The following is a 21,229-nucleotide window of genomic DNA, read 5'->3' as shown; positions in this document are numbered from 1 at the left end:
CGAGGAGACTTCGATGGCCCATCAGGGGAAGCACTGGATCGAACACTGGGAACCGGAAGACGAGACGTTCTGGGAGGAGACCGGCAAGAAGGTCGCCCGCCGCAACCTGTGGTTCTCCGTGCTGGCCGAGCACATCGGGTTCTCCGTCTGGACACTGTGGTCGGTCATCGTCCTGTTCATGGGCAAGGACTACGGCTTCGACGCCGCCGACAAGTTCCTGCTCGTTTCGACGCCGACGTTGATCGGCGGCCTGATGCGGCTGCCGTACACGTTCGCCGTGGCCAAGTTCGGCGGTCGCAATTGGACGGTCGTCAGCGCCCTTCTGTTGCTGATCCCGACGATCCTGGCCGCGGTGGTGCTGCACCCCGGCACGTCACTCGGCACGTTCCTGCTGGTCGCGGCGCTCGGCGGGGTCGGCGGCGGCAACTTCGCGTCGTCGATGACGAACATCAACACGTTCTACCCGGAGAAGCACAAGGGCTGGGCGCTCGGCCTCAACGCGGGCGGCGGCAACCTCGGCGTCGCGGCGATCCAGCTCGTCGGGCTGCTCGTGATCGGCACGGCGGGGGCAACCGCGCCGCGGATCGTGCTGTGCGTCTACGTCCCGCTGATCGTGATCGCCGCCGTGTGCGCGTACCTTTACATGGACAACCTCGCGACCGTCCGCGGCGACACCAAGGCGATGGGCCAGGTCGTCAAGGACCCGCACACCTGGGTGATGTCGTTCCTGTACGTCGGCACGTTCGGCTCGTTCATCGGGTACAGCTTCGCGTTCGGGCTGGTGCTGCAGAACCAGTTCGGCCGGACGCCGCTGCAGGCGGCCGCGGTGACGTTCCTCGGCCCGCTGCTCGGTTCGCTCGCGCGGCCGGCCGGTGGCTGGCTGTCCGACCGGATCGGCGGCGGCAAGGTCACCTTCGCGACGTTCGTCGGGATGGCGCTGGCCACGGTGGTGCTGATCCTCGCCTCGACGTCGAAGTCCCTGACGCTCTTCACGGTCGCGTTCATCGTCCTCTTTGTCCTCACCGGTGTCGGCAACGGCTCGACGTACAAGATGATCCCGGCGATCTTCCGCGCGAAGGCCCGCACGGCGATCGCGAACGGTGCCGAAGAGGCGGCCGAACTCCTCAAGGCGCGACGGCTGTCCGGTGCGCTGATCGGCCTGGCCGGCGCGATCGGCGCGGAGGGCGGGCTGTTCATCAACCTGGCCTTCCGGCAGTCGTTCGCCGACACGAAGAGCGGCGTGCCCGCGTTCATCGGGTTCCTGGTCTTCTACGGGCTGTGCTTCGCCCTCACCTGGGCGGTTTACCTGCGCAAGCCCGCCGAACAGCCGAGTGAGCGCGGTCTGGCGCTCGCGGGAGCGGAGGTCTGAGATGCCCACCCTGGTCGTCGCCGGACACGGCATGGTCGCGCACCGGCTCGTGGAGGCGGTGCGGACCGCCGACCGCTCCGGCAGCTGGCGGATCGTCGTCCTCGCCGAGGAGCCGCGCCCGGCGTACGACCGGGTGGCCCTGACGTCCTATGTGGACGGCTGGGATCCGGCGTCACTGGCGCTTCCCGGCTCGGACTACGCGGGCGACTCCCTTGTGGACCTTCGCCTCGGCGAGCTGGTCGCGTCGGTCGACCGAGCTGCTCGCACGGTCACCACCGGCTCCGGTTCCACGGTCTCGTACGACGCGCTGGTCCTGGCCACCGGGTCGCGGCCGTTCGTGCCACCGGTGCCTGGGCACGACCTGCCCGGCTGTTTCGTCTACCGGACCATCGAGGACCTCGACGCGATCCGCGCGGCGGCCCAGCGGCCCGGCCGGGGACGGCGGGCGGCCGTTGTCATCGGCGGTGGCCTGCTCGGCTTGGAAGCGGCTAAGGCGTTGCGGGACATGGGACTCTCGCCGCACGTTGTCGAGATGGCGCCGCGGCTGATGCCGCTTCAGGTCGACGAGGGTGGCGGGTCGCTGCTGTGGCGGCTCATCTCCGATCTGGACGTGACCGTCCACACGGGAACGTCGACCGACGCGATCGAGGCCGACGGTTCACGGTTGGTGGCCCGGCTGGGCAACGGCACCGAGCTGGACGTCGACCTGGTCGTGTTCTCCGCCGGGGTCCGGCCGCGGGACGACCTCGCGCGGCAGTCCGGTTTGGACGTCGGTCCGCGTGGCGGGGTTCTCGTCGATTCCTCCTGTCGCACCAGCGATCCATCGGTGTACGCGATCGGTGAGTGCGCCGCGGTCGAGGGGCGCGTCTACGGCATCGTGGCGCCCGGGTACGCGATGGCCGAGATCGTCGCGGCCCAGCTGACCGGCGGCGCCGGGACGTTCCCCGAGCCCGACACGTCCACGAAGCTGAAGCTGATGGGCGTCGACGTCGCCTCCTTCGGCGACGCGCACGCGGCCACCGAGGGTGCGCTCGAGGTCGCCGTCAACGACGCGGTCGCCGGGACTTACAAGAAGCTCGTGGTCACCGACGACGGGAAGACGTTGCTCGGCGGCGTCCTGGTCGGCGACGCGGCGGAATACAACACGCTGCGGGCGCTCGTCGGACGTCCGCTTCCCGCCGAGCCTTCGGCGATCCTCGCTCCGGCGGGTGGTGGCACGGCGGTCGGCGTCGACGCGCTGCCCGACGCGGCGCAGATCTGTTCGTGCAACGCGGTTTCCAAGGGCGCGATCACACGGGCGATCCACGAGGACGGTTGCGACACCGTCGGCAAGCTCAAGGCGTGCACCCGCGCCGGGACGTCGTGCGGCTCCTGCGTCCCACTGCTCGGCCGGCTGCTGACCGCGGAAGGCGTCGAGCAGTCGAAGGCGCTGTGCGAGCACTTCGGACAGTCGCGGACGGAGCTGTTCGAGATCGTCCGGGCCACGCGGATCTCGACGTTCAGCGAGGTTATTGCCCGCTACGGCACGGGCACCGGCTGCGCGGTGTGCAAGCCCGCGGTCGCGTCGATCCTCGCCACGCTGGGCACCGGGCACGTGCTCGGTGGTGAGCAGATGACGTTGCAGGACACCAACGACCGGTACCTGGCGAACCTCCAGCGCAACGGCACGTACTCGGTCGTCCCGCGGATCCCCGGCGGCGAGATCACGCCCGAGAAGCTGATCGTGATCGGCCAGGTGGCGCAGGAGTTCGGGCTGTACACCAAGATCACCGGCGGGCAGCGGATCGACCTGTTCGGCGCCACGGTGGACCAGCTGCCGCTGATCTGGCGTCGTCTCGTGGACGCCGGCTTCGAGTCCGGGCACGCGTACGGCAAGGCGCTGCGGACGGTCAAGTCGTGCGTCGGGTCGACGTGGTGCCGCTACGGCGTGCAGGACAGCGTCGGGCTGGCGATCGAGCTGGAGCTGCGGTACCGCGGGCTGCGGTCGCCGCACAAGCTGAAGTCGGCGGTGTCCGGGTGCGCCCGCGAGTGCGCCGAGGCGCGGAGCAAGGACTTCGGGATCATCGCCACGGACAACGGCTGGAACCTCTACGTCGGCGGCAACGGCGGCACCACGCCACGGCACGCCGAACTGCTGGTGTCCGATGTGGACACTGTGACGTTGATCCGGACCATCGACCGGTTCCTGATGTTCTACGTGCGCACCGCCGACCGGCTGCAGCGGACGGCGCCGTGGATCGAGGAGCTGGACGGCGGCCTCGACCACCTGCGCGCGGTGATCGTCGACGACTCGCTCGGCATCTGCGAGGACCTCGACACGGCGATGGCCAAGCACGTCGACAACTACGCCGACGAGTGGCGTGGTGTGCTGGAGGACCCGGAGAAGCTGGCCCGGTTCACGTCGTTCGTCAACGCGCCGGGCACCCCGGACCCGGCGATCTCGTTCCGGTCCGAGCGGGAGCAGAAGGTGCCCGTGATGCTGGGAGTACCGGAGGTGCGGCGATGACGACGTCTCTCGAACGGACGTGGACGGCGGTGTGCGGCGTGGACGCGGTGCCGGAGTACTCGGGCGTCGCGGCCCTGCTCGACGGCGTCCAGGTGGCGATCTTCCGGCTACCGGGTGAGCGGTGGTACGCACTGTCCAATTGGGACCCGTGCAGCGGCGCGGCGGTGCTTTCGCGCGGGATCGTCGGGGACGCCGTTGGTGTCGCGGTGGTCGCGTCGCCGGTCTACAAGGAACGGTTTGCGCTCCACAGTGGACAGTGTCTGGACGCCGAGGGTGTCTCGGTTCCGGTGTACGAGGTGCGCGTGCGAGAGGGCGTGGTCGAAGTGGAGTCGCCGTGACGGAAGTGCTCCCGCTGGCCGGTTTCGTCATCGGCATCACCGCGGCGCGCCGGGCCGACGAGCTGGGCGCGCTGCTGGTGCGCAAGGGGGCGGGCGTCCGGTACGGCCCGGCGATCCGGATCGTGCCGCTGACCGACGACACCGAGCTGCACGCGGCGACGTCCCGGCTGCTGGATTCGCCGATCGACGCGGTGGTCGCGACGACCGGCATCGGCTTCCGCGGCTGGCTGGAGGCGGCCGAGGGCTGGGGGCTGGGGGAGGCGCTGGTTTCGCGGCTGTCGACGTCTTCGCTGCTGGCGCGCGGCCCGAAGGTGACGGGGGCGATCCGCGCGGCCGGGCTTTCGGAGGACTACTCGCCGGCGTCGGAGAGCAACGCCGAGCTGCTGCAGCATCTGCTGGCGACCGGGGTCGACGGGATGCGCATCGCGGTCCAGCTGCACGGCGAGCCGCTGCCGTACTTCGTCGACACGCTGCGTGCGGCCGGGGCGGAGGTCATCGAGATCTCGGTGTACCGCTGGGTCGGCCCGGTCGACCCGGGCCCGGTGGACCGCCTGCTGGACGGGGTGCTGGAGGGCTCGATCCACGCACTGCCGTTCACGAGCGCGCCCGCGGTGGCGTCCTTGCTCGCGCTGGCCCGCCGCACGGGCCGCCTTCCCGGTTTGATCTCGGCGCTTTCGGCCCCGGTGGTGGTGGCGTGCGTCGGCCCGATCACGGCGGGCCCACTGGCGGCGCTGGGCGTCCCGACGGTCCAGCCGCACCGGGCGCGGATCGGCGCTCTGGCCCGGACACTCGCCGAGACGCTGGTGGCACGTTCCCCACGGCTACAGGCGGGCGGTCGCTGCCTGGAACTCCGCGGCGAGGCCGCCATCGTGGACGGCGAGTGGTGCGAGGTCGCCCCCGCGCCGATGGCCCTGCTGCGCGCTCTGGCGGCCTCCCCAGGCCGGGTAATTTCCCGGCGCGAGCTGATCGCGGCCCTGCCTGGTGGAGGGGAGGAGCACGCGGTGGAGACGGCGATCGGCCGCCTGCGAACCTCGCTGGGCGGCGGCCGGGTGGTCCAGACGGTGGTGAAGCGCGGCTACCGCCTGGCGGTGGACGCCTGAGGGTCGTGAGTGTTTAGGAGGGTTAGAACCCTCCTAAACACTCACGACACGGACCAGGTGACGTCGTGTTTCGCGAAGCCCCGCGCCTTCGCCACCAGTGCTGCTTCCGCCTCGGCCGCCTCGCGGGAAGCCGGGCGAAGTGGGCCGAACGGTGTCAGGGTGAACACCAGCTTCGTGCCGCTCGCCTTGGTGCGCCACGTGCCCGCTATGTCGCCTTCCGCCAGGAGGACGCCCGGGTTGCCCAGCATCTTCCAGACCTCCTTGCGCCGCGCCGGGTCCGGGACCAGCAGGGCCTTGTCGCGCGCCTGGATGAACGGGTCCCATGGCGGCAGCAGCCGCACCACGTCGGGCTCCGGTGGGTTCTCCAGGGAAGGCAGGCACGCGGCGGGCAGGTAGCGGACCTTGCCGTCCACGCGAACTTCCGCCAGGTCCGCGGGCCAGGTCCGGTCCACCACCGCCCGCGCAGTTCCGACGAACTCCGCCGCGTCGCCCGGGGACGCCGGGCCGTTCAGGCGCAGGTACGACTCGACCACCGACGTCGCCGCCGGGGCGTCCGGCTTCGTGCGCATGCGGCCGCGGCCTTCGAGGGGGGCCAGCGTGGCCGGGGTCGCGCCCGCGACCAGGCGGATACCACCCAAGGGCGCGGCGATGCGCATCAGCTGCTCGTGGATGTGCGTCGCGTTGCAGCCGCGGCACCAGCGGGAGAATTCCGGCGGGACGAGCTTCGTCACCGCCGTCGAGACCGCGCCCTTGGTCATCTCCGACGTGACGACCTTCCGCAGGGCGGTCGCCGCGGTGAAGACCACTTCGGCCGCCGCCAGGCCCGTCGCCGCCAGTTCCTTGCGCTGCCACAGCATCCGGGCCAGCGCGTCCGCGTCGTCCAGCGGGATCAGGGCGCGGGTCACCTCGGCCAGGTCGGAACGCCGGTGGTAGTGCGGCGCGCCGCGCAACGTCCAGGCCAGCACCAGGCGCTCGTCGTCCACAAGGGACTCCGGGGACACCGAGGACGCCCGGGCCACCGCGGCCAGTAGCGCCGTGTCGCGCATGCTGTCCTGCAGCCCGGCCCGGACGACGGCGAGATCGGCCACGTCGCGCGTGGACCGGTGCAGCCCGTGCTCGGCGATGCGGTAGGCGAGTACCTGACGACGGTCCACCTGCGACTCCTAGATCGTGTACTCGAAGGTGTACCCCATTTTCTCCTCGCCCATCGCGCCACCGACAGTGCCGGATCCGGTGAGCCCGGCCAGCGCGCCGGTGCCCGAGCCGGGGACCACGGTGAACGTCGAGGCGATGCCCTGGGCGTCGAACGTGAACTCGTGCCGCACGATGAACGTCCCTTCACGACCGTCGACCTTGCCGTCGAAGCGCTCGAGGCTCGGCGACGTCGTCGTGCCGCTGTCGTAGCCCTCGCCCGCGTAGTAGAGCAGCAGGTCGCAGACCGATTCACCCTCGATGACACCCTCGTACGCCATCGACGCGTGCGCGTAGGCCACCCGCGGTCCGCCCTCGGTGCCGCTGACGACGTTCTCTTCCCAGTTCTTCATGGTGAATGCGTTCATGAGAGCCACTCTGTCAGGGATACCTGTCAGCTTGTGTCAGGTATTTCGGTCATACTGAGATTCATGCGCGCCAGCCGTCTCCTGTCCGTCCTCCTGCTGCTGCAGAACCGCGGCCGGATGACGGCGGAGGAGCTGGCCGAGGAGCTGGAGGTCTCGGTCCGCACGGTCTACCGGGACATCGACGCGCTCTCGGCGTCCGGCGTCCCGGTGTACGCCGACCGCGGCCGGACCGGCGGCTATCGCCTGGTCGACGGCTACCGCACGCGGCTCACCGGGATGACCGAGGAGGAGGCGCAGTCGCTGTCGCTGGCCGGGCTGCCGGTGGCCGCGGCCGAGCTGGGCCTCGGCACCGTGCTCGCGGCCGCCCAGCTCAAGCTGTACGCCGCGCTGCCGCAGGAGCTGCGCGACCGCGCCGGACGCGTCGCCGAGCGCTTCTACCTGGACGTCCCGGGCTGGCACCGGGGCATCGAAAGCCTGCCGACGCTGTCCGCGGTCGCCGACGCGGTGTGGTCGTCGCACCGGATCCGGATCCGCTACGAACGCTGGGGCCAGCGGATCGTCGAACGGGACGTCGAGCCGCTGGGCCTGATCCTCAAGGCCGGCAACTGGTACCTCGCCGGGCGCTGCGACGGCACCGACCGGACGTACCGGATCTCGCGGATCCAGGAGCTGACCGACCTCGGCGAGGAGTTCGAGCGGCCCGCCGGGTTCGACCTCGCGACCTACTGGCAGGAGTGGTCCGAGCAGTTCGAACGCCGGATGTACCCGCGCGTGGCCGTGGTGCGGCTGTCGCCGCGGGCGCAGGCTCTCGTACCGTTCTACGCGGGTTCCGTCGGGGCCCGGGCGCTGCGCGACTGCCCGAACGAGCCGGACGCGGACGGCTGGCTCACCATGGAGCTGCCGGTGGAGCCGGGCGAGCCGGCCATCGGCGAGCTGCTGCGCTTCGGGCCGCACCTGGAGGTCCTCGAGCCCGCGGACCTGCGGGCGCAGCTGGCGGAGGCGATCGAGGGGATGGGCGCGATCTATGGGTGAGCTGAGCGGGGTCGCGATCGGCGTCACGGCCGAACGGCGGGCCGACGACTTCATCGCCGCGCTCGAACGCTACGGCGCCGACGTCCGCCACGCCCCGACGATCACGATCATTCCCCTGGACGCCGACCCCGAGCTGCGCGCGGGCACCGAGGAGCTGCTGACCTCGCCCGTCGGCTTCACGGCGATCACGACCGGCGCGGGCTTCCGCGGCTGGCTGGCCGCGGCCGACGGCTGGGGCCTGCGCGACCGCCTGCTGACGGCGCTGGGGGAGTCCCGGATCTACGCGCGCGGCCCGAAGGCCGTGGGTGCCCTTCGCGGTGCCGGACTGCAGGAGTCCTTTTCGGCCGCTTCGGAGTCCAACGCCGAGTTGTTCGGTGCCCTCGCCGAAGCGGGCATCGAGGGCGAGCGCGTAGCCGTCCAGCTGCACGGGACGCCGTTGCCGGAGCACACGTCGACGCTGGAACGGGCGGGCGCGCGGCTGGTCGCGGTGCAGCCGTACCGCTGGTACTCGCCGCCGGACGTGACCCCGGTGCACGGCCTGATCGACGCGGCGATCGCCGGTGACCTGGACGCGCTCGCGTTCACCAGCGCCCCCGCCGCGGCGAACTTCCTGACGCTGGCCCGCGACCACGGCCGTTACGACGAGCTGCTGACGGCGTTGCGCGGCCCGGTGGTGTGCGCGTGCGTCGGCCCGGTGACGGCGGCGCCCCTCGAAGAAGCCGGGGTGCGCACGCGGCAACCGGACCGACAACGCTTGGGAGCGCTGGTGAAACTGCTGGTCACGACCCTCAAGGTGTAGCTGTCAAGCGACTGGGCGGCTTCCGGCTCGAGTTGTCCACATCACGTCCGGCCATCCACAGATTTGCCGCGTCACCCATCCGAGGAGGGGTGGGCCGATAGACTGGAGCAGGGCACGCCCCCCTGGGTGTGGCGGGGTGTCGGTTCGCCGAAGCGGGCGCAATCGGCCAGCCGTCCGGCGAGTCTTCCCACTCCTCTTGGCGGCCGTAGATCGTCAGGTCCATCAGCGCATAACTGGTGTCCATCGCCTCCACCCCACGGCGTTTCGTCCAGTACGTCTCGAAGACGCTGTCGCCGTCACGCAGGTAGCAGACCAGGTGGAACAGGCCGGTCTCGCGCCCCACGAGCAGCGTGTCGAGCGACGGCTGCGCCGAGTACCAGGGCATCCGCCAGTCCATGAAGTCGCGGTAGCGCAAGGCTTCGTCGTAGGACGTCTGCGCGTCGGCCGGTGGGGTCGAGACGTTGCGGCCCTGGGAGAAGACCGCGAACGTGATGTCGCGCGAGTGCAGGTTGGCCAGCTCGGCGACCTGGTTGGTGTAGAACGTGCAGCCCTCGCACTGCTCCTGCGCGGGACGCCCGGGGTTCCACATGAAGTAGTAGGCGATGAGCTGACGCCGTCCTTCGAACGCGTCGAGCAGGGTGACCGGCCCGTCCGGGCCGAGTAGCTCGAGGCCGGCGTCCACCTCGACCACCGGCAAGCGGCGGCGGGCCGCGGCGATCGCGTCGCCTTCGTGCGTGTGGGCCTTTTCCCTGGTGCGCAAGACATCCAGCTCGGCCTGGAACGTTGCGCGGTCGACGATGTCCATCACGACTCCTTCAGTTTGGTGGTGAGCAGAACGACGCCGGCCAGCGTGATGGCGACGGCCACGCCCAGCGCGAGGTGGATTCCGGTGAGTTCGACGGCCTGCGTCGCGGCGACGGCGCTCAGGACCGGGATGCCGACGGTGATGCCGACCTGCTGGGTCATCGACGTCAGCCCGGTGGCCAGGCCCTGCTCCTCGTCGGGCAGCCCGGACGTCGCGGTCACGGTGTACGCCACGATCGCGGCGACGTGCCCGAAGAACCCGACGAACAGGGCCGGCAGCAGGATCAGCAGCGCGCCCCGGCCGGGTCCGAGGAACAGCAGCGGCAGCGTCGCCAGTGCCTGGACGGTCAGCCCGGCGGCCAGCAGGACGCGGCTGCCGAAACGGCCGATGACCCGCCCGGCGAGCACGCCCGCGGCGACGGAAGCCAGTCCCGGCACGCCGAAGACCAGGCCGGTCGCCCACGGCGAAAGCCCCAGGATCCGCTGCAGGTAGAGGGTCGTCAGGAAGATCACCGCGGGTTCCATCGCGAACAGCACGAGACCGGCGAAGTTGCCCCACTTCACGGTGCGGCGGGCCAGGATCCGCGGCGGCACCAGCGGCGCGGGCGAGCGGCGTTCGATCAGCCAGAACGCCGTCAGCAGCACGATGCCGGCCACCGCCGCGAGCACGCTCTTGTCGATGACGGCGTAGACGAGCGCCAGCAGGCCACCGCTGACCGTCAGCGCCCCGGGCAGGTCCGGGCGCGCGCGGCCGGGGACCGTCGATTCGGTGACGAGGAACGGCGTCGCGACCAGGATGGCGACGGCCACCGGGACGTTCATGAAGAACGCCGCGCGCCAGCTCAGCAGGCCGACGAGGGCGCCGCCGACCAGGGCGCCGACGGTGAAGCCGCCGGAGAGCAGGGCGCCGTTGAGGCCGAGGACGCGGTCGCGCGCCCGGCCTTCGGCGAACGTCGTGGTCAGCAGGGACAGGGCCGCGGGCAGCGTCATCGCGGTGGCGAAGCCCTGCAACGCCCGGGCCGTCAGCAGCAGTTCCGGGGTCGTGGCGACGCCGCCCAGCAGCGACGCGGCGGCCAGCAGGGCCATGCCGGACCGGAACATCCGGCGTCGCCCGAACAGGTCCGCGAGGCGGCCGCACACCAGCGTGAAGCCGGCCGCGGGCAGGACAAACGCCGTGCTGACCCACGGCAACGACGTCAGGTCGAGCCCGACACCGGCGCCGACCTGCGGCAACGCGACGTTCAGGATCGAGAAGTCGATCGACAGGAGGAAGCCGGCGCCGAGCAGCACGGCCAGTACCGCGCGCTGTCTCGGCGTGAAATGGGCAGGGGGTAGCGCAACAACGGACATCGGGTTCTCCAAACGGGGGTTCAGTCCTGCTCGGCGGCCTCCGCGAGGCGCTTGATCCGGGCGAGGCGGCGGTCCCAGTCGGCCGCGAGCGAGGCCATCCAGCGGGCCGTCGTGTCGAGGGCTTCGGAACGCACGGCGTAGCGGACTTCGCGGCCGATCTTCACGCTGCCGACCAGCCCGGCCGAGTCGAGGACGGTGAGGTGCTTGACGATCGCCTGGCGCGACACGGGGAGGCCGCCGGCGAGGGTCGTCGCGGTGGCCTGGCCGTGGGAGGCGAGCAGGTCCAGCAGCTGACGACGGGTCGGATCGGCCAGTGCGGCCAGGACGCCGTCGACGACGTCGTGATCCATCACTCGGCGCGCGCGGCGAGGGCGGTGAAGCACTGCTCCCAGCCGGCGGTGTGGTCCTTGATCACGTTGCGGCGGTTGTCGTCGGACGTCGGCAGGCCGGCGAAGCCGCTCTCGACGACGCGCAGGCGGGTGCCGTCGCCCTCGGGCGTCAGCCAGAACTCCACGAGCGTCGAGTTGTCCTCGCGCAGCTCTTCGCCCGGGAACGCGCTGACCCAGCGGTAGCTGAGGTAGTTCGGCGGGTCGACCTTCTCCACGCGCAGCGGGAACTCGCCGTGTTCCGAGTGCGTGACGACCAGGGTCTGGCCCTCCTCGGCCATGGTGCCCTGGATGGTTTCGTCGTCGGTCGCCCAGAAGCCGGGCTCGGCCACCAGCGGCCAGACCTTGGCCGGCTGGGCGGCGATCACGATCTCGCGTTCGATGCTGTCACTGATCATCGGTGCACTCCTTCGGCTCATGTGCAATCCCAGAGTTGCACATGCCGGAGTGTGATGCAACCCCAGGGTTGCACTTGCGGTCAGTCCTCGGGGACCTCGCCCGCTTCCGCCGCGCGCAGGGACTCCCGGCTCGCCGCTTCCTCGCTCATTCCGAGCCGCCAATAGCCCGTGAAGCAGATCCGCTGCTTGTCGACGTCCCGCTCGCGCACGAGGTGACGCCGCACCTGCTTGACCACGCCCGCTTCGCCCGACACCCACGCGTACGGTGTCCCGCCCGGGAAGTTCGCCGCGCGGACCGCCTCCAGCAGCGCCTCTCCGTGCGGGCGCGCGCCGCGAAGCAGCCAGTGGACTTCGACCACTCCGCGCGTCTCGAACGTCTGACGCTCTTCGCGCGCCGAGACCTCGATGTACGCCGAAAGCCGCGCGCCCGCTGGGAGTTGCTCGATGATCGCGCCGATGGCGGGCAACGCCGTTTCGTCGCCGGCCAGCAGCTGCCAGCCGGTGCCGTCCGGGACGTCGTAGAGGCCGTGCGGCCCGAGGAGGGCCACGCGGTCGCCCGGTGCGACCCGGGCGGCCCACGTCGAAGCCGGGCCGGTGTCGCCGTGCAGCACGAAGTCGACGTCGACCTCCGCGAAGCGCGGCCGGTGCGCGCGCACGGTGTACGTGCGCATCGGCGGGCGGACGTCGTCCGGCATCGCCAGGTACGTGCGGTACCACGACAGCACGTCGGACCCGGTCTCCGGCAGTACCGGCGTCTCCTGGCCGGGCCGCGGGAAGAAGATCTTGACGTACTGGTCCGGCGCCCCGGCGGGCACGTCGGCGAAGGTCGCCGCGGTGAACGTCACGCGCACCATGTGCGGCGTGACCGGCCGGACCACCGTCACGCGGGCCCGGTGGTAGGTCAGTGCCGGTCGCTCCACCTGCGTCGTCATTAGGCGAGGCTAACCTAATCGACGAGAATCAGAACAGCCCTTCCGGCCCGGGATCCTCCTCACCTTCCGGTTTCCAGCGGTACTTCCGCAGGTTGACGCGCTCGCCGTCGGCCAGCACGCCCTCCGCGCGCAGCCGCTCCAGCTGGTCGTGGACCAGGTGCGGCGCGGGTGTCCCGTTCGCGCGCAGGATCCGGTGCCACGGCAGGTCGTGCCCGTCCTCGGCGAGGATCGCGCCGACCATCCGCGGCGAGGGCGCGCCGGAGAGCGCCGCGATGTCGCCGTACGTCGCGACCGTGCCGGCCGGCACCGACTCGATGATCTCCCGCACCCGCTCGTGCAGAACGTCGTCCATGCCCCCACTCTGCCGCACGGGTACGACACTTTCCGATGCCGCCCGTCGCACAGGCGGTGACCTTTACCGAACGCGCCCGTCGATTGGGTGTGCCGGTGCCGCACCCGTTACTCCGGACGTGGTTCCATCGCGGGGTGAACGGGAGGCGAACAGGACCGGCGAACGCGCGGCTGGTGCGCACGCCGATCCTCGACACACCCACGTTCACCTGGGATTCCGGCGCTCGCCGGGTACTCTCCGCACCCGCCGGTTTCCTGCGTGTGCTCGGCGGTCCCGGCACCGGGAAGACGACGCTGCTGGCGTCGGCCGCGACCCGCCGGATCGCCGAGGGTGCCGACCCGGAGAGCGTGCTGGTGCTGACCACGTCCCGCAAGGCCGCGGACGCGCTGCGTGCCGACATCACCCGCAGCCTCACCGCCGACCCCGACCTGGCGCGGCCGCTGCCCCGGACCGTCCGCGAGCCGCTCGTCCGGACCGTCCACTCGTACGCGTATTCGCTGCTGCGGCTCGAAGCGATGGGCGAGGAGCTCCCGCCGCCGCGGCTGCTCGCCGGGGCCGAACAGGACGTCGTCGTCCGCGAGCTGCTCGCCGGTGACCTCGACGAAGGCGCCGAGGAGTGGCCGGAGCAGCTGCGCCCGGCGCTGATGGTGCCCGGCTTCGCCGAGGAGCTGCGCGACCTGCTGATGCGCGCGGCCGAGCGCGGCCTCGGGCCGGCGGACCTCGCCGAGCTGGGCCGCCGCCGCGGCCGCGAGGAGTGGGTCGCCGCCGGGCACTTCTGGGCGCAGTACGAGGAGGTCACGCAGCTGCAGGGGGCGGGAGGCAACGCGCTGGGCGTGGCGAGCGCGCCCGCGCTCGACGCCGCCGAGCTGGTCACCTCCGCACTGCTCGCGCTGGAGGACGACGACGAGCTGCGCGAACGGGAGCGCACGCGCGTGCGGCACCTGTTCGTCGACGACGCCCACCACCTCGACCCGCTGCAGACCAGCCTGGTCCGGATGATCGGGCACACCGCGGCCGAGTTCGTCGTGGCCGGCGACCCCGACCAGAACGTCTATTCCTTCCGCGGCGCCGACGCGAGCCTGTTCGCCGACGCCGACCCGGACGGCAGCCGCACGATCACGCTCACGACGTCCCACCGGCTGGCCCCGGCGGTGCGGGTGGCGGTCGCGAAGATCGGCGCGACGCTGCCCGGGCTTTCGCAGCACCGCAAGATCGTCGCGCCCACGGGCGCCACCGGCGGCAACGTCCGCGTGCGCGTGATGCCGACGCCCGCCGCCGAGGCCAGCTGGATCGCCGACCAGCTCCGCCGCGCGCACCTCGTCGACGGCGTTCCCTGGTCGGAGATCGCCGTGCTCGTCCGGTCGCCGGCGCGGACCTTCCTGGTGCTGCAACGCGCTTTGCGCGCGGCGGGCGTCCCGATCGGGTCGGCCACCGAGGAACTGCCGCTGGCGCGGCAACCGGCCGTTCGGCCGCTGCTGGCCGTGCTGAAGCTGGCGCCTTCGCCGGACCTGCTCGACATCGACCTCGCTGAGATGCTGCTCTCGTCGTCCCTCGGCGGCGCGGATCCGCTGGCGCTGCGCCGGTTGCGCCGCGGTCTGCGACGGCTTGAGCTGGCCGGCGGCGGGCAGCGGTCGAGTGACGACCTGCTCGTGGAAGCGTTGCGCGGCGGGGACATCCTCGTCGGGCTGGCCGACGCCGAGGCCGAGCCGGTACGGCGGGTCGGTGGCCTGCTGCGCGTCACGCACCAGGCCGTCGCCCGCGGGGACGGCGTCGAGCAGGTGCTGTGGGAGCTGTGGAACGAAAGCGGCCTCCAGGAGAAGCTGCTGAAGCAGACCGAGCGCGGCGGTTCGCTGGGTGCGCAGGCCGACCGCGACCTCGACGCCGTCGTCGCGCTGTTCGACGCGGCCGGCCGGTATGTGGACCGCCTGCCGCGATCCAGCGTCGCGTCCTTCGCGGATTACCTGGGGGCGCAGCAGATCGCGGGGGACACGCTCGCTCCGGCCGCCGTCCCGGCCGACGGCGTCTCGCTGCTCACCGCGCACTCCGCCGCCGGTCGCGAGTGGACGGTCGTCGCCGTCGCCGGGGTCCAGGAAGGCGCGTGGCCGGACCTGCGGCTGCGCGGATCCGTGCTGGGCGTGGAACGGCTCAAGGACCTGATGTCCGGTGTGGACGATGACGCCGTCTCCGCGACGGCGCCGATCCTCGCCGAGGAACGGCGGCTGTTCTATCTCGCGATGAGCCGTGCGAAGCAGACGTTGCTGGTCACCGCGGTGCTGGGGGAGGACGAGCAGCCGTCCCGCTTCCTCGACGACCTGGAGGAGAACGGCGCCGACGACGGTGGCCTCGACTCCCGGATGAAGCCGCCCGGCCGGTCGCTGGTGCTCGCCGAGCTGGTGGGGGAGCTGCGCGAGGTCGTCTGCGACGACAAGGCCGACCCCGCGCGCCGCCGCCGGGCGGCCAAGCAGCTCGCGCGCCTGGCCGACGCCAAGGTGCCCGGCGCGCACCCGTCGACGTGGTACGGCCTGCTTCCCGCGTCCACCGACGAACCGGTGCACCCGCCGGGTGACCTGATCCGGATCTCACCGTCCACAGTGGAAATCCTGACGAAGTGCCCGCTGCGGTGGATGATCGAGCGTCACGGCGGCAGCGACCCGGCGCAGCTGGCCGCCGTCACCGGGACGCTGGTGCACGGGCTCGCGCAGGCCGTCGCGTCCGGGAGCACCGACGCCGAGCTGCAGGCCGCGCTGGACGACGCGTGGGTGCGCGTCGACGCCGGGGCGCCGTGGTTCTCGAAGCGGGAACGCCGCCGGGTCGAGGGGATGCTGCAGAACTTCGTGACCTGGCTGGAGCGCAGCCGGGCGGAGCTGAAGGAAGCCGGGGTCGAGCAGGACATCGAGGTCGAGCTGCCGGCCGGCGGCGAGGACGAGGTCCGGGTGCTGCTGCGCGGCCGGGTCGACCGGGTCGAGCTGGACTCCGAGGGACGGCCGGTGATCGTCGACATCAAGACCGGCAAGGTCCCGGTGTCCGGGGCCGACGCCGAGGCGCACCCGCAGCTGGCGGCGTACCAGCTGGCGGTGCTGCTGGGCGCGATCGAAGGCCGCAACGCGCCCGGCGGGGCGCGGCTGGTGTACGTGGCCAAGGCGAACAACAAGACCGGCTCGACGGAGCGGTCCCAGCCACCGATGGACGAGACGGGCGGCAAACAGTGGCTGGACCTGGTCCGCGGTGCGGCGGCATCGGCGGCTGGGCCGGACTACCAGGCGCAGGAGAACGTGGACTGCGACCGCTGCCCGGCGCGGGGCTGCTGCCCGCTGCGCCCCGAAGGCCGGCAGGTGCCGGGCCCGTGACCGCCTCGACCACCGCACCGGCACTTTCACGTGAAAGTGCCGCTTTGTCGCGCAGAGTGGCACTTTCACGTGAAAGTGCCGCGCCGGTTCGTGAGGTGCCTGCGTGAGTCCGCTTGTCATTGCCAATCCTGTCGAGCCTGCTGAGCTTGCCGACGCCCTTGGCCTGCACCGGCCCACTCCCGAGCAGGCCACGGTGATCGCTGCGCCTGTGGAGCCGTCGCTCGTGGTGGCGGGTGCCGGTGCCGGGAAGACCGAGACCATGGCCGCGCGCGTGGTCTGGCTCGTCGCCAACGGGATCGTCAGCCCGGACCGCGTCCTCGGCCTCACCTTCACCCGCAAGGCCGCGCGCCAGCTCGGCGAACGCGTCCGCGCGCGGCTGCGGCGGCTCGCCGGGTCCGGGCTGCTCGACCGGCTCGACCCGTCCGGCGGTCTTCGGTCCACTGTGGTCGCCGGGGAGCCGACCGTCCTCACCTACCACGCCTACGCCGGGCGCCTTCTTTCCGAGCACGGTCTCCGGTTGCCGGTGCAGCCCGGCGTCCGGCTGCTGTCGGAGACGTCGTCGTGGCAGCTCGCCCACCGCGTCGTGTCCACATGGGACAACGAGCTGGACACCGACCGCGTCCCGCCGACCGTGACGGCGGACGTGCTGGCTCTCGCCGGGGAACTCGGCGAACACCTGGTGTCCACGGAGGAACTGGCCGAGTACACGTCGTGGATGTGCCGGGTCATCGAGAACGCGCCGCGCGCCAAGGGACAGCGGGCCGCGCTGCCGCAGAAACTGACCGAAATCATGGCGGCGCAGCACTTCCGGCTCGCGCTGCTGCCGCTCGTCGAGGCCTACCACCGGCGCAAGCGCAACGAGGGCGCGCTGGACTTCGCCGACCAGATGTCGCTGGCCGCGCAGCTGGCGAGCGGGTACCCGTCGGTCGTGCGCGGCGAGCGGGAGCGCTTCGGCGCGGTGCTGCTCGACGAGTACCAGGACACGGGGCACGCCCAGCGCGTGCTGCTGCGGGCGCTGTTCGGCGGCGTCGAGAACCCGCCGATGCCGGTCACCGCGGTCGGTGACCCGGCGCAGGCGATCTACGGCTGGCGCGGCGCCAGCGCGGCCAACCTGCCGCGGTTCACCACGGACTTCCCGCGCCACGACGGCGAAAGGCTCGTGCCCGCCCGTGATTTCGGGCTGCTGACGAGTTTCCGCAACCCGCCGGAGATCCTCGACCTCGCCAACGCGATCGCCGAGCCGCTGCGTGCGCGCGGCCTCGGCGTCGAACGGCTGCGGGCGCGGGAAGGCGCCGGGCCGGCGGACATCGCGTGCGCGCTGCTGCCGGACATCCGCGCCGAGCGCGACTGGGTGGCCGACGGGCTCGCCCGGCGCTGGTACGCCGTGCAGGAGCAGACCGGCAAGCCGCCGACCGCGGCGGTGCTGGTGCGCCGCCGTGCCGACATGGCGCCGATCGCCGCGGAGCTGCGGGCCCGTGGGCTGCCGGTCGAGGTCGTCGGCCTGGGCGGGCTGTTGGACGAACCCGAGGTCGCGGACCTCGTCTCGACGTTGCGCGTGCTCGCCGACCCGCTCTCCGGGAGCGCGGCGGCGCGGTTGCTGACCGGCGCGCGCTGGCGCCTGGCGGCCGCCGACGTCGCCGCGTTGTGGCGGCGCGCGGGGGAGCTGTCCAGCCCCGAGAAGCCCGACGGCCCGGAGCTGGTCGTGGAGCGCGTCGAGCAGGCCGGGCTGATCGACGCGATCGACGAACCGGGCGCGCCGGAGCGGTATTCCGAGGAGGGCTACCGGCGGATCCGGCGGATCGGCTGGGAGCTGGCGGCGTTGCGGCGGCGGCTGGACCAGTCGCTGCCGGAGCTGGTCGCCGACGTCGAGCGCACGCTGCTCCTGGACGTGGAGTCGTTGGCGCGACCGGGATCCGCGGGGCGCGCGCACCTGGACGCGTTCGCGGAGGTCGTCACCGACTACGCCGAGACGGCGCCCACCGCGACCCTGCTGTCCTTTGTGGACTACCTGAACACCGCGGCGCACGCCGAAGACGGGCTCACCCCGGGCGAGGTCGAGGTGGTGCCGGACCGGGTGCAGGTGCTCACCGTGCACTCCGCGAAGGGCCTCGAATGGGAGGTCGTCGCCGTGCCGCACCTGGTGCAGGACGTCTTCCCCGGGCGACGGCGGTCGTCGTCGTGGCTGCGGACCGCGACGTCGCTGCCCGCCAAGCTGCGCGGTGACGCCCAGGACCTGCCGGAGCTGCGCATCGCGGACGGGTACGACCGCAAGGAAGTCCAAGAAGGACTCGAGCTGCACGAGGCGGGGTTCGTCGAGCGGGAGCAGTCGGAGGAACGGCGGCTCTGCTACGTCGCGCTGACCCGGTCGGAGCACGCGCTGATCGTCTCCGGGCACTGGTGGAACGAAAGCAGCAGCCGGGCGAAGGGGCCGTCCGAGTTCCTGACGGAGATCGCCGACGTCCTGCGCGAGACGGGCGTCGGGCAGCTGGCCGACTGGGCGCCGGAACCGACGTCCGACGACGAGAACCCGCTGGTGTCGGACTCGCGGACGGCCCGCTGGCCGGTCGACCCGCTCGCCGACCGCCGCACCGGCGTCCAGGGTGGGGTGGAGCTGGTCTTCGAGGAGCTTTCCGCGGCTCCGGACGAGGAAGCGTCCGAAGAGGACGATCCCGACGGGTGGCTCACCGACACCGACGTCCTGCTCGAGGAGTGGGCGCGCAAGGACGACCAGGTCAAGCGGGTTCCGTTGCCGTCACGGCTTTCGGTGAGCCAGCTGGTCGCGCTGGCCGACGACGCCGACCGGCTCGCGACCGACCTGCGGCGCCCGCTCCCGATGGCACCCAACAGTTTCGCCCGCCGCGGCACGGAGTTCCACAGCTGGCTGGAACGCCGGTTCGGCGGCGACCAGCTCATCGAGATCGACGACCTCCCGGGCGCCGCCGACTTCGCCGAGATCCCGGACCCCGGTCTCGAAGAGCTGCAGACCCAGTTCGACAAGAGCGAGTGGGCCTCGCGCGTCCCGCACGCCGTCGAGATCACGTTCTCCGCGGACGTCGAGGGCATCACCCTGCGCGGCCGGATGGACGCCGTCTTCTGGAATCCCGACGGTTATTGGGAAGTGGTGGACTGGAAGACGGGCTCGGTCCCGCCGGAGTCCCGCCGTCAAGTGCTGTCGGTCCAGCTCGCGGCCTACCGGATGGCCTGGGCGGCGCTGAAGAACGTCCCGGTGGAGCAGGTCCGCGCTGCGTTCCACTACGTCCGCGCGAACCACACGATCCGCCCGGCCGACCTCCTGGACGCCGAAGGCATCCGCCGCCTGCTCCGCGACCTCCCCGAGGCGTGATCCACGTACCCGGACGGTCGGCTCGCGTACCCGAAGGTACGGATCAGGCCGCGTCGCGGACTTTCAGGGCCCAGGCGATCATCGGCCACTGCAGCGGGAGCCGGCCGAACGCGATCAGGCGCTGCGGCAGCGGGGCCGAGGACGCGTCGACCGCCATTTTCACGTTGCCCGGGAAGACGCCCAGGAACAGCAGCGCCGCGGCCAGACCGCCGAGGCGGCGGGTGCGCGGGGTGGCGACGGCGGCCGCCACCGTCAGCTCGGCGACGCCCGAGCCGTACGTCCAGGCGCGCCGTGAGCCCGGGAGCGAGCGCGGGATCAGGCCGTCGAACGGCTTCGGAGCCACGAAGTGGAGGACGCCCATGAAGCCCAGCGCACCTGCCAGGACGTGCGCGGGCCGTTGCGAGGTTGCCATGATCTCATCGTTCCACGCGGCGGCCGGTGACCCGGTTCGGCTATCCTCCGGGCGTGAGTGACGTCCGACACCTGCCTGCGGGAGCCGGTGCATGAAGGCTCTGAGGCGGCTGCCGCTCGGCAGTCTCACCGACCGGCCCGACCACGAGCTCGTCGGCGTCCTGCGGATGCCCGAGCTGACGGTCAGCCCGCTGCGGGCCATCTCGAAGCGGATCATCGGCGCGACACTCGCCCTGCTGGCCACGGTGGTCCTCGTCTACATCGACCGCGACGGCTACCGCGACGCGAACGGCGACGGCCTGTCCCTGCTCGACAGCCTCTACTACGCGACCGTCTCGCTCTCGACCACCGGTTACGGCGACATCGCGCCGGCCACGTCGTCCGCCCGGCTGGTGAACGTGCTGGTGATCACCCCGCTGCGGGTGCTCTTCCTCATCGTCCTGGTCGGGACCACCCTGGAAGTGCTCACCGAGCGCTCCCGGCAGGCGTTCAAGATCCAGAAGTGGAGGACGAAGGTGCGCGACCACACGGTCGTCGTCGGGTTCGGCACCAAGGGCCGGTCCGCCGTCAACGCGCTGCTCGGCGACGAGAGCGTCGAGCCAGGCCAGATCGTCGTGGTCGACACCGACCAGCAGGCCCTCGACGCCGCGAGCGCGCTCGGCCTCGTCGCCGTGCACGGCTCGGCCACCCGCTCCGACGTCCTGCGCGTCGCCGCGGTGCAGCACGCGCGCGCGGTGGTCGTCGCCCCGAACCGGGACGACACGGCGGTGCTCGTCACGCTCACCGCCCGCGAGCTGGCGCCCAAGGCGCACATCGTCGCGTCGGTGCGGGAGGCGGAGAACGTCCACCTGCTCAAGCAGTCCGGGGCGGACCAGGTCGTCGTCTCCAGCGAGACGGCCGGGCGGCTGCTCGGCATGGCGACCTCGACGCCGCTGGTCGTGGACATCATGGAGGACCTGCTCACGCCCGAGTCCGGCCTGGCGATCGCCGAGCGGCCGGTCGAGCCGTCGGAGGAGGGCGGGTCGCCGCGGCACCTGTCCGACCTCGTGCTCGGCCTGGTCCGCGACGGCGTCCTCTACCGCGTCGACGCGCCGCAAGCCGACGCCATCGAGCCGGGCGACAAGCTGCTGTACGTCAAGAAGGTCACGCAGACGGAGAAGATCGAGCGGTAGGTCCGGTTCGGGGAGCGGCGGACCCGGGGCG

18 protein-coding genes are annotated in these 21,229 nt (G+C 71.9%); 9 read left to right on the top strand and 9 right to left on the bottom strand.

The features are described from left to right. The first annotated feature begins 13 nt into the window (after positions 1 to 13). From VA596_RS39810 to VA596_RS39795, 4 genes are read left to right on the top strand one after another with little or no spacing between them, the layout of a single operon-like run. Complete coding sequence (locus tag VA596_RS39810; RefSeq protein ID WP_323334463.1) at positions 14 to 1,369, top strand: nitrate/nitrite transporter; 1,356 nt, start codon at positions 14 to 16, stop codon at positions 1,367 to 1,369. A gap of 1 nt (position 1,370) precedes the next feature. Next, positions 1,371 to 3,875: a nitrite reductase large subunit NirB gene (gene nirB, locus VA596_RS39805; protein WP_323334461.1), complete on the top strand. Its 2,505-nt coding sequence runs from the start codon at positions 1,371 to 1,373 to the stop codon at positions 3,873 to 3,875. Beyond that, a complete protein-coding gene (gene nirD / locus VA596_RS39800) occupies positions 3,872 to 4,213 on the top strand; it encodes a nitrite reductase small subunit NirD (RefSeq protein ID WP_323334460.1) in 342 nt (113 codons plus the stop codon). Before nirB ends, nirD begins: the two co-directional genes overlap by 4 nt. After that, positions 4,210 to 5,313 (top strand): uroporphyrinogen-III synthase, encoded by a 1,104-nt coding sequence (locus tag VA596_RS39795; RefSeq protein ID WP_323334458.1) that lies wholly within the window; start codon positions 4,210 to 4,212, stop codon positions 5,311 to 5,313. The genes nirD and VA596_RS39795 overlap by 4 nt, the downstream gene beginning before the upstream one ends. Before the next feature lie 41 nt (positions 5,314 to 5,354). Here VA596_RS39795 and VA596_RS39790 read toward each other — a convergent pair whose 3' ends face one another. Then, positions 5,355 to 6,467 carry a DNA glycosylase AlkZ-like family protein gene (locus VA596_RS39790; protein ID WP_323334456.1) on the bottom strand — a complete coding sequence of 371 codons (1,113 nt, stop codon included), beginning with the start codon at positions 6,465 to 6,467 and terminating at the stop codon, positions 5,355 to 5,357. Positions 6,468 to 6,476: 9 nt separating this feature from the next. Continuing rightward, entirely contained in the window at positions 6,477 to 6,872 is a 396-nt protein-coding gene (locus tag VA596_RS39785; protein ID WP_323334454.1) for a DUF3224 domain-containing protein, read from the bottom strand. 63 nt (positions 6,873 to 6,935) lie between these two features. On the opposite strand from VA596_RS39785, the gene VA596_RS39780 reads away from it, so the two are divergent. Beyond that, a complete protein-coding gene (locus VA596_RS39780; RefSeq protein WP_323334452.1) occupies positions 6,936 to 7,904 on the top strand; it encodes a helix-turn-helix transcriptional regulator in 969 nt (322 codons plus the stop codon). Further along, the gene (locus VA596_RS39775) at positions 7,897 to 8,703 is read left to right on the top strand and encodes a uroporphyrinogen-III synthase (protein WP_323334449.1); all 807 of its coding nucleotides are present in this window, start codon (positions 7,897 to 7,899) and stop codon (positions 8,701 to 8,703) included. The genes VA596_RS39780 and VA596_RS39775 overlap by 8 nt, the downstream gene beginning before the upstream one ends. Here the strand turns inward: VA596_RS39775 and VA596_RS39770 are convergent. The 6 genes from VA596_RS39770 to VA596_RS39745 all read right to left on the bottom strand — a co-directional run bounded on the left by VA596_RS39770 (position 8,693) and on the right by VA596_RS39745 (position 12,925). After that, complete coding sequence (locus VA596_RS39770) at positions 8,693 to 9,508, bottom strand: DUF899 family protein (protein WP_323334448.1); 816 nt, start codon at positions 9,506 to 9,508, stop codon at positions 8,693 to 8,695. The two genes, VA596_RS39775 and VA596_RS39770, sit on opposite strands and share 11 nt — an antisense overlap. Next, positions 9,508 to 10,857, bottom strand: coding sequence for an MFS transporter (locus tag VA596_RS39765; RefSeq protein WP_323334446.1), 1,350 nt, complete (start codon positions 10,855 to 10,857; stop codon positions 9,508 to 9,510). Before VA596_RS39765 ends, VA596_RS39770 begins: the two co-directional genes overlap by 1 nt. 20 nt (positions 10,858 to 10,877) lie before the next feature. Next, entirely contained in the window at positions 10,878 to 11,207 is a 330-nt protein-coding gene (locus tag VA596_RS39760; protein ID WP_323334443.1) for an ArsR/SmtB family transcription factor, read from the bottom strand. Further along, entirely contained in the window at positions 11,207 to 11,641 is a 435-nt protein-coding gene (locus VA596_RS39755) for an SRPBCC domain-containing protein (RefSeq protein WP_323334442.1), read from the bottom strand. Before VA596_RS39755 ends, VA596_RS39760 begins: the two co-directional genes overlap by 1 nt. 80 nt (positions 11,642 to 11,721) lie before the next feature. Beyond that, positions 11,722 to 12,573, bottom strand: a complete 852-nt coding sequence (locus tag VA596_RS39750) for a siderophore-interacting protein (protein WP_323334440.1) — start codon at positions 12,571 to 12,573, stop codon at positions 11,722 to 11,724. A gap of 28 nt (positions 12,574 to 12,601) precedes the next feature. Next, entirely contained in the window at positions 12,602 to 12,925 is a 324-nt protein-coding gene (locus VA596_RS39745) for an MGMT family protein (RefSeq protein ID WP_323334438.1), read from the bottom strand. A 173-nt stretch (positions 12,926 to 13,098) separates the two neighbouring features. Between VA596_RS39745 and VA596_RS39740 the strand changes: the two genes are divergently transcribed. Together VA596_RS39740 and VA596_RS39735 are read left to right on the top strand one after the other, a co-directional pair. Then, positions 13,099 to 16,272 carry an ATP-dependent helicase gene (locus tag VA596_RS39740; protein ID WP_323334819.1) on the top strand — a complete coding sequence of 1,058 codons (3,174 nt, stop codon included), beginning with the start codon at positions 13,099 to 13,101 and terminating at the stop codon, positions 16,270 to 16,272. A gap of 103 nt (positions 16,273 to 16,375) precedes the next feature. Further along, the gene (locus tag VA596_RS39735; RefSeq protein ID WP_323334437.1) at positions 16,376 to 19,615 is read left to right on the top strand and encodes an ATP-dependent helicase; all 3,240 of its coding nucleotides are present in this window, start codon (positions 16,376 to 16,378) and stop codon (positions 19,613 to 19,615) included. Positions 19,616 to 19,658: 43 nt separating this feature from the next. On the opposite strand, the gene VA596_RS39730 is transcribed toward VA596_RS39735, so the two are convergent. Beyond that, a complete protein-coding gene (locus VA596_RS39730) occupies positions 19,659 to 20,027 on the bottom strand; it encodes a DoxX family protein (RefSeq protein WP_323334436.1) in 369 nt (122 codons plus the stop codon). A gap of 91 nt (positions 20,028 to 20,118) precedes the next feature. Between VA596_RS39730 and VA596_RS39725 the strand changes: the two genes are divergently transcribed. Next, complete coding sequence (locus VA596_RS39725; RefSeq protein WP_323334434.1) at positions 20,119 to 21,198, top strand: potassium channel family protein; 1,080 nt, start codon at positions 20,119 to 20,121, stop codon at positions 21,196 to 21,198. The last annotated feature ends 31 nt before the right edge of the window (positions 21,199 to 21,229 follow it).

This window comes from Amycolatopsis heterodermiae (genome assembly GCF_034929455.1).
Taxonomy (GTDB): domain Bacteria; phylum Actinomycetota; class Actinomycetes; order Mycobacteriales; family Pseudonocardiaceae; genus Amycolatopsis; species Amycolatopsis heterodermiae.
Note: the sequence above shows the minus strand (reverse complement) of the source record. Positions and strands in the feature narration are given on the sequence as shown.

Excerpts from the sequence above, each read along its gene's own strand:
- VA596_RS39780 (WP_323334452.1), top strand. The coding sequence starts at position 6,936 with ATGCGCGCCAGCCGTCTCCTGTCCGTCCTCCTGCTGCTGCAGAACCGC.
- VA596_RS39775 (WP_323334449.1), top strand. The coding sequence starts at position 7,897 with ATGGGTGAGCTGAGCGGGGTCGCGATCGGCGTCACGGCCGAACGGCGG.
- VA596_RS39765 (WP_323334446.1), bottom strand. The coding sequence starts at position 10,857 with ATGTCCGTTGTTGCGCTACCCCCTGCCCATTTCACGCCGAGACAGCGC.
- VA596_RS39755 (WP_323334442.1), bottom strand. The coding sequence starts at position 11,641 with ATGATCAGTGACAGCATCGAACGCGAGATCGTGATCGCCGCCCAGCCG.
- VA596_RS39810 (WP_323334463.1), top strand. The coding sequence starts at position 14 with ATGGCCCATCAGGGGAAGCACTGGATCGAACACTGGGAACCGGAAGAC.
- VA596_RS39725 (WP_323334434.1), top strand. The coding sequence starts at position 20,119 with ATGAAGGCTCTGAGGCGGCTGCCGCTCGGCAGTCTCACCGACCGGCCC.
- VA596_RS39785 (WP_323334454.1), bottom strand. The coding sequence starts at position 6,872 with ATGAACGCATTCACCATGAAGAACTGGGAAGAGAACGTCGTCAGCGGC.
- nirD (WP_323334460.1), top strand. The coding sequence starts at position 3,872 with ATGACGACGTCTCTCGAACGGACGTGGACGGCGGTGTGCGGCGTGGAC.
- VA596_RS39730 (WP_323334436.1), bottom strand. The coding sequence starts at position 20,027 with ATGGCAACCTCGCAACGGCCCGCGCACGTCCTGGCAGGTGCGCTGGGC.
- nirB (WP_323334461.1), top strand. The coding sequence starts at position 1,371 with ATGCCCACCCTGGTCGTCGCCGGACACGGCATGGTCGCGCACCGGCTC.
- VA596_RS39770 (WP_323334448.1), bottom strand. The coding sequence starts at position 9,508 with ATGGACATCGTCGACCGCGCAACGTTCCAGGCCGAGCTGGATGTCTTG.
- VA596_RS39745 (WP_323334438.1), bottom strand. The coding sequence starts at position 12,925 with ATGGACGACGTTCTGCACGAGCGGGTGCGGGAGATCATCGAGTCGGTG.
- VA596_RS39760 (WP_323334443.1), bottom strand. The coding sequence starts at position 11,207 with ATGGATCACGACGTCGTCGACGGCGTCCTGGCCGCACTGGCCGATCCG.
- VA596_RS39750 (WP_323334440.1), bottom strand. The coding sequence starts at position 12,573 with ATGACGACGCAGGTGGAGCGACCGGCACTGACCTACCACCGGGCCCGC.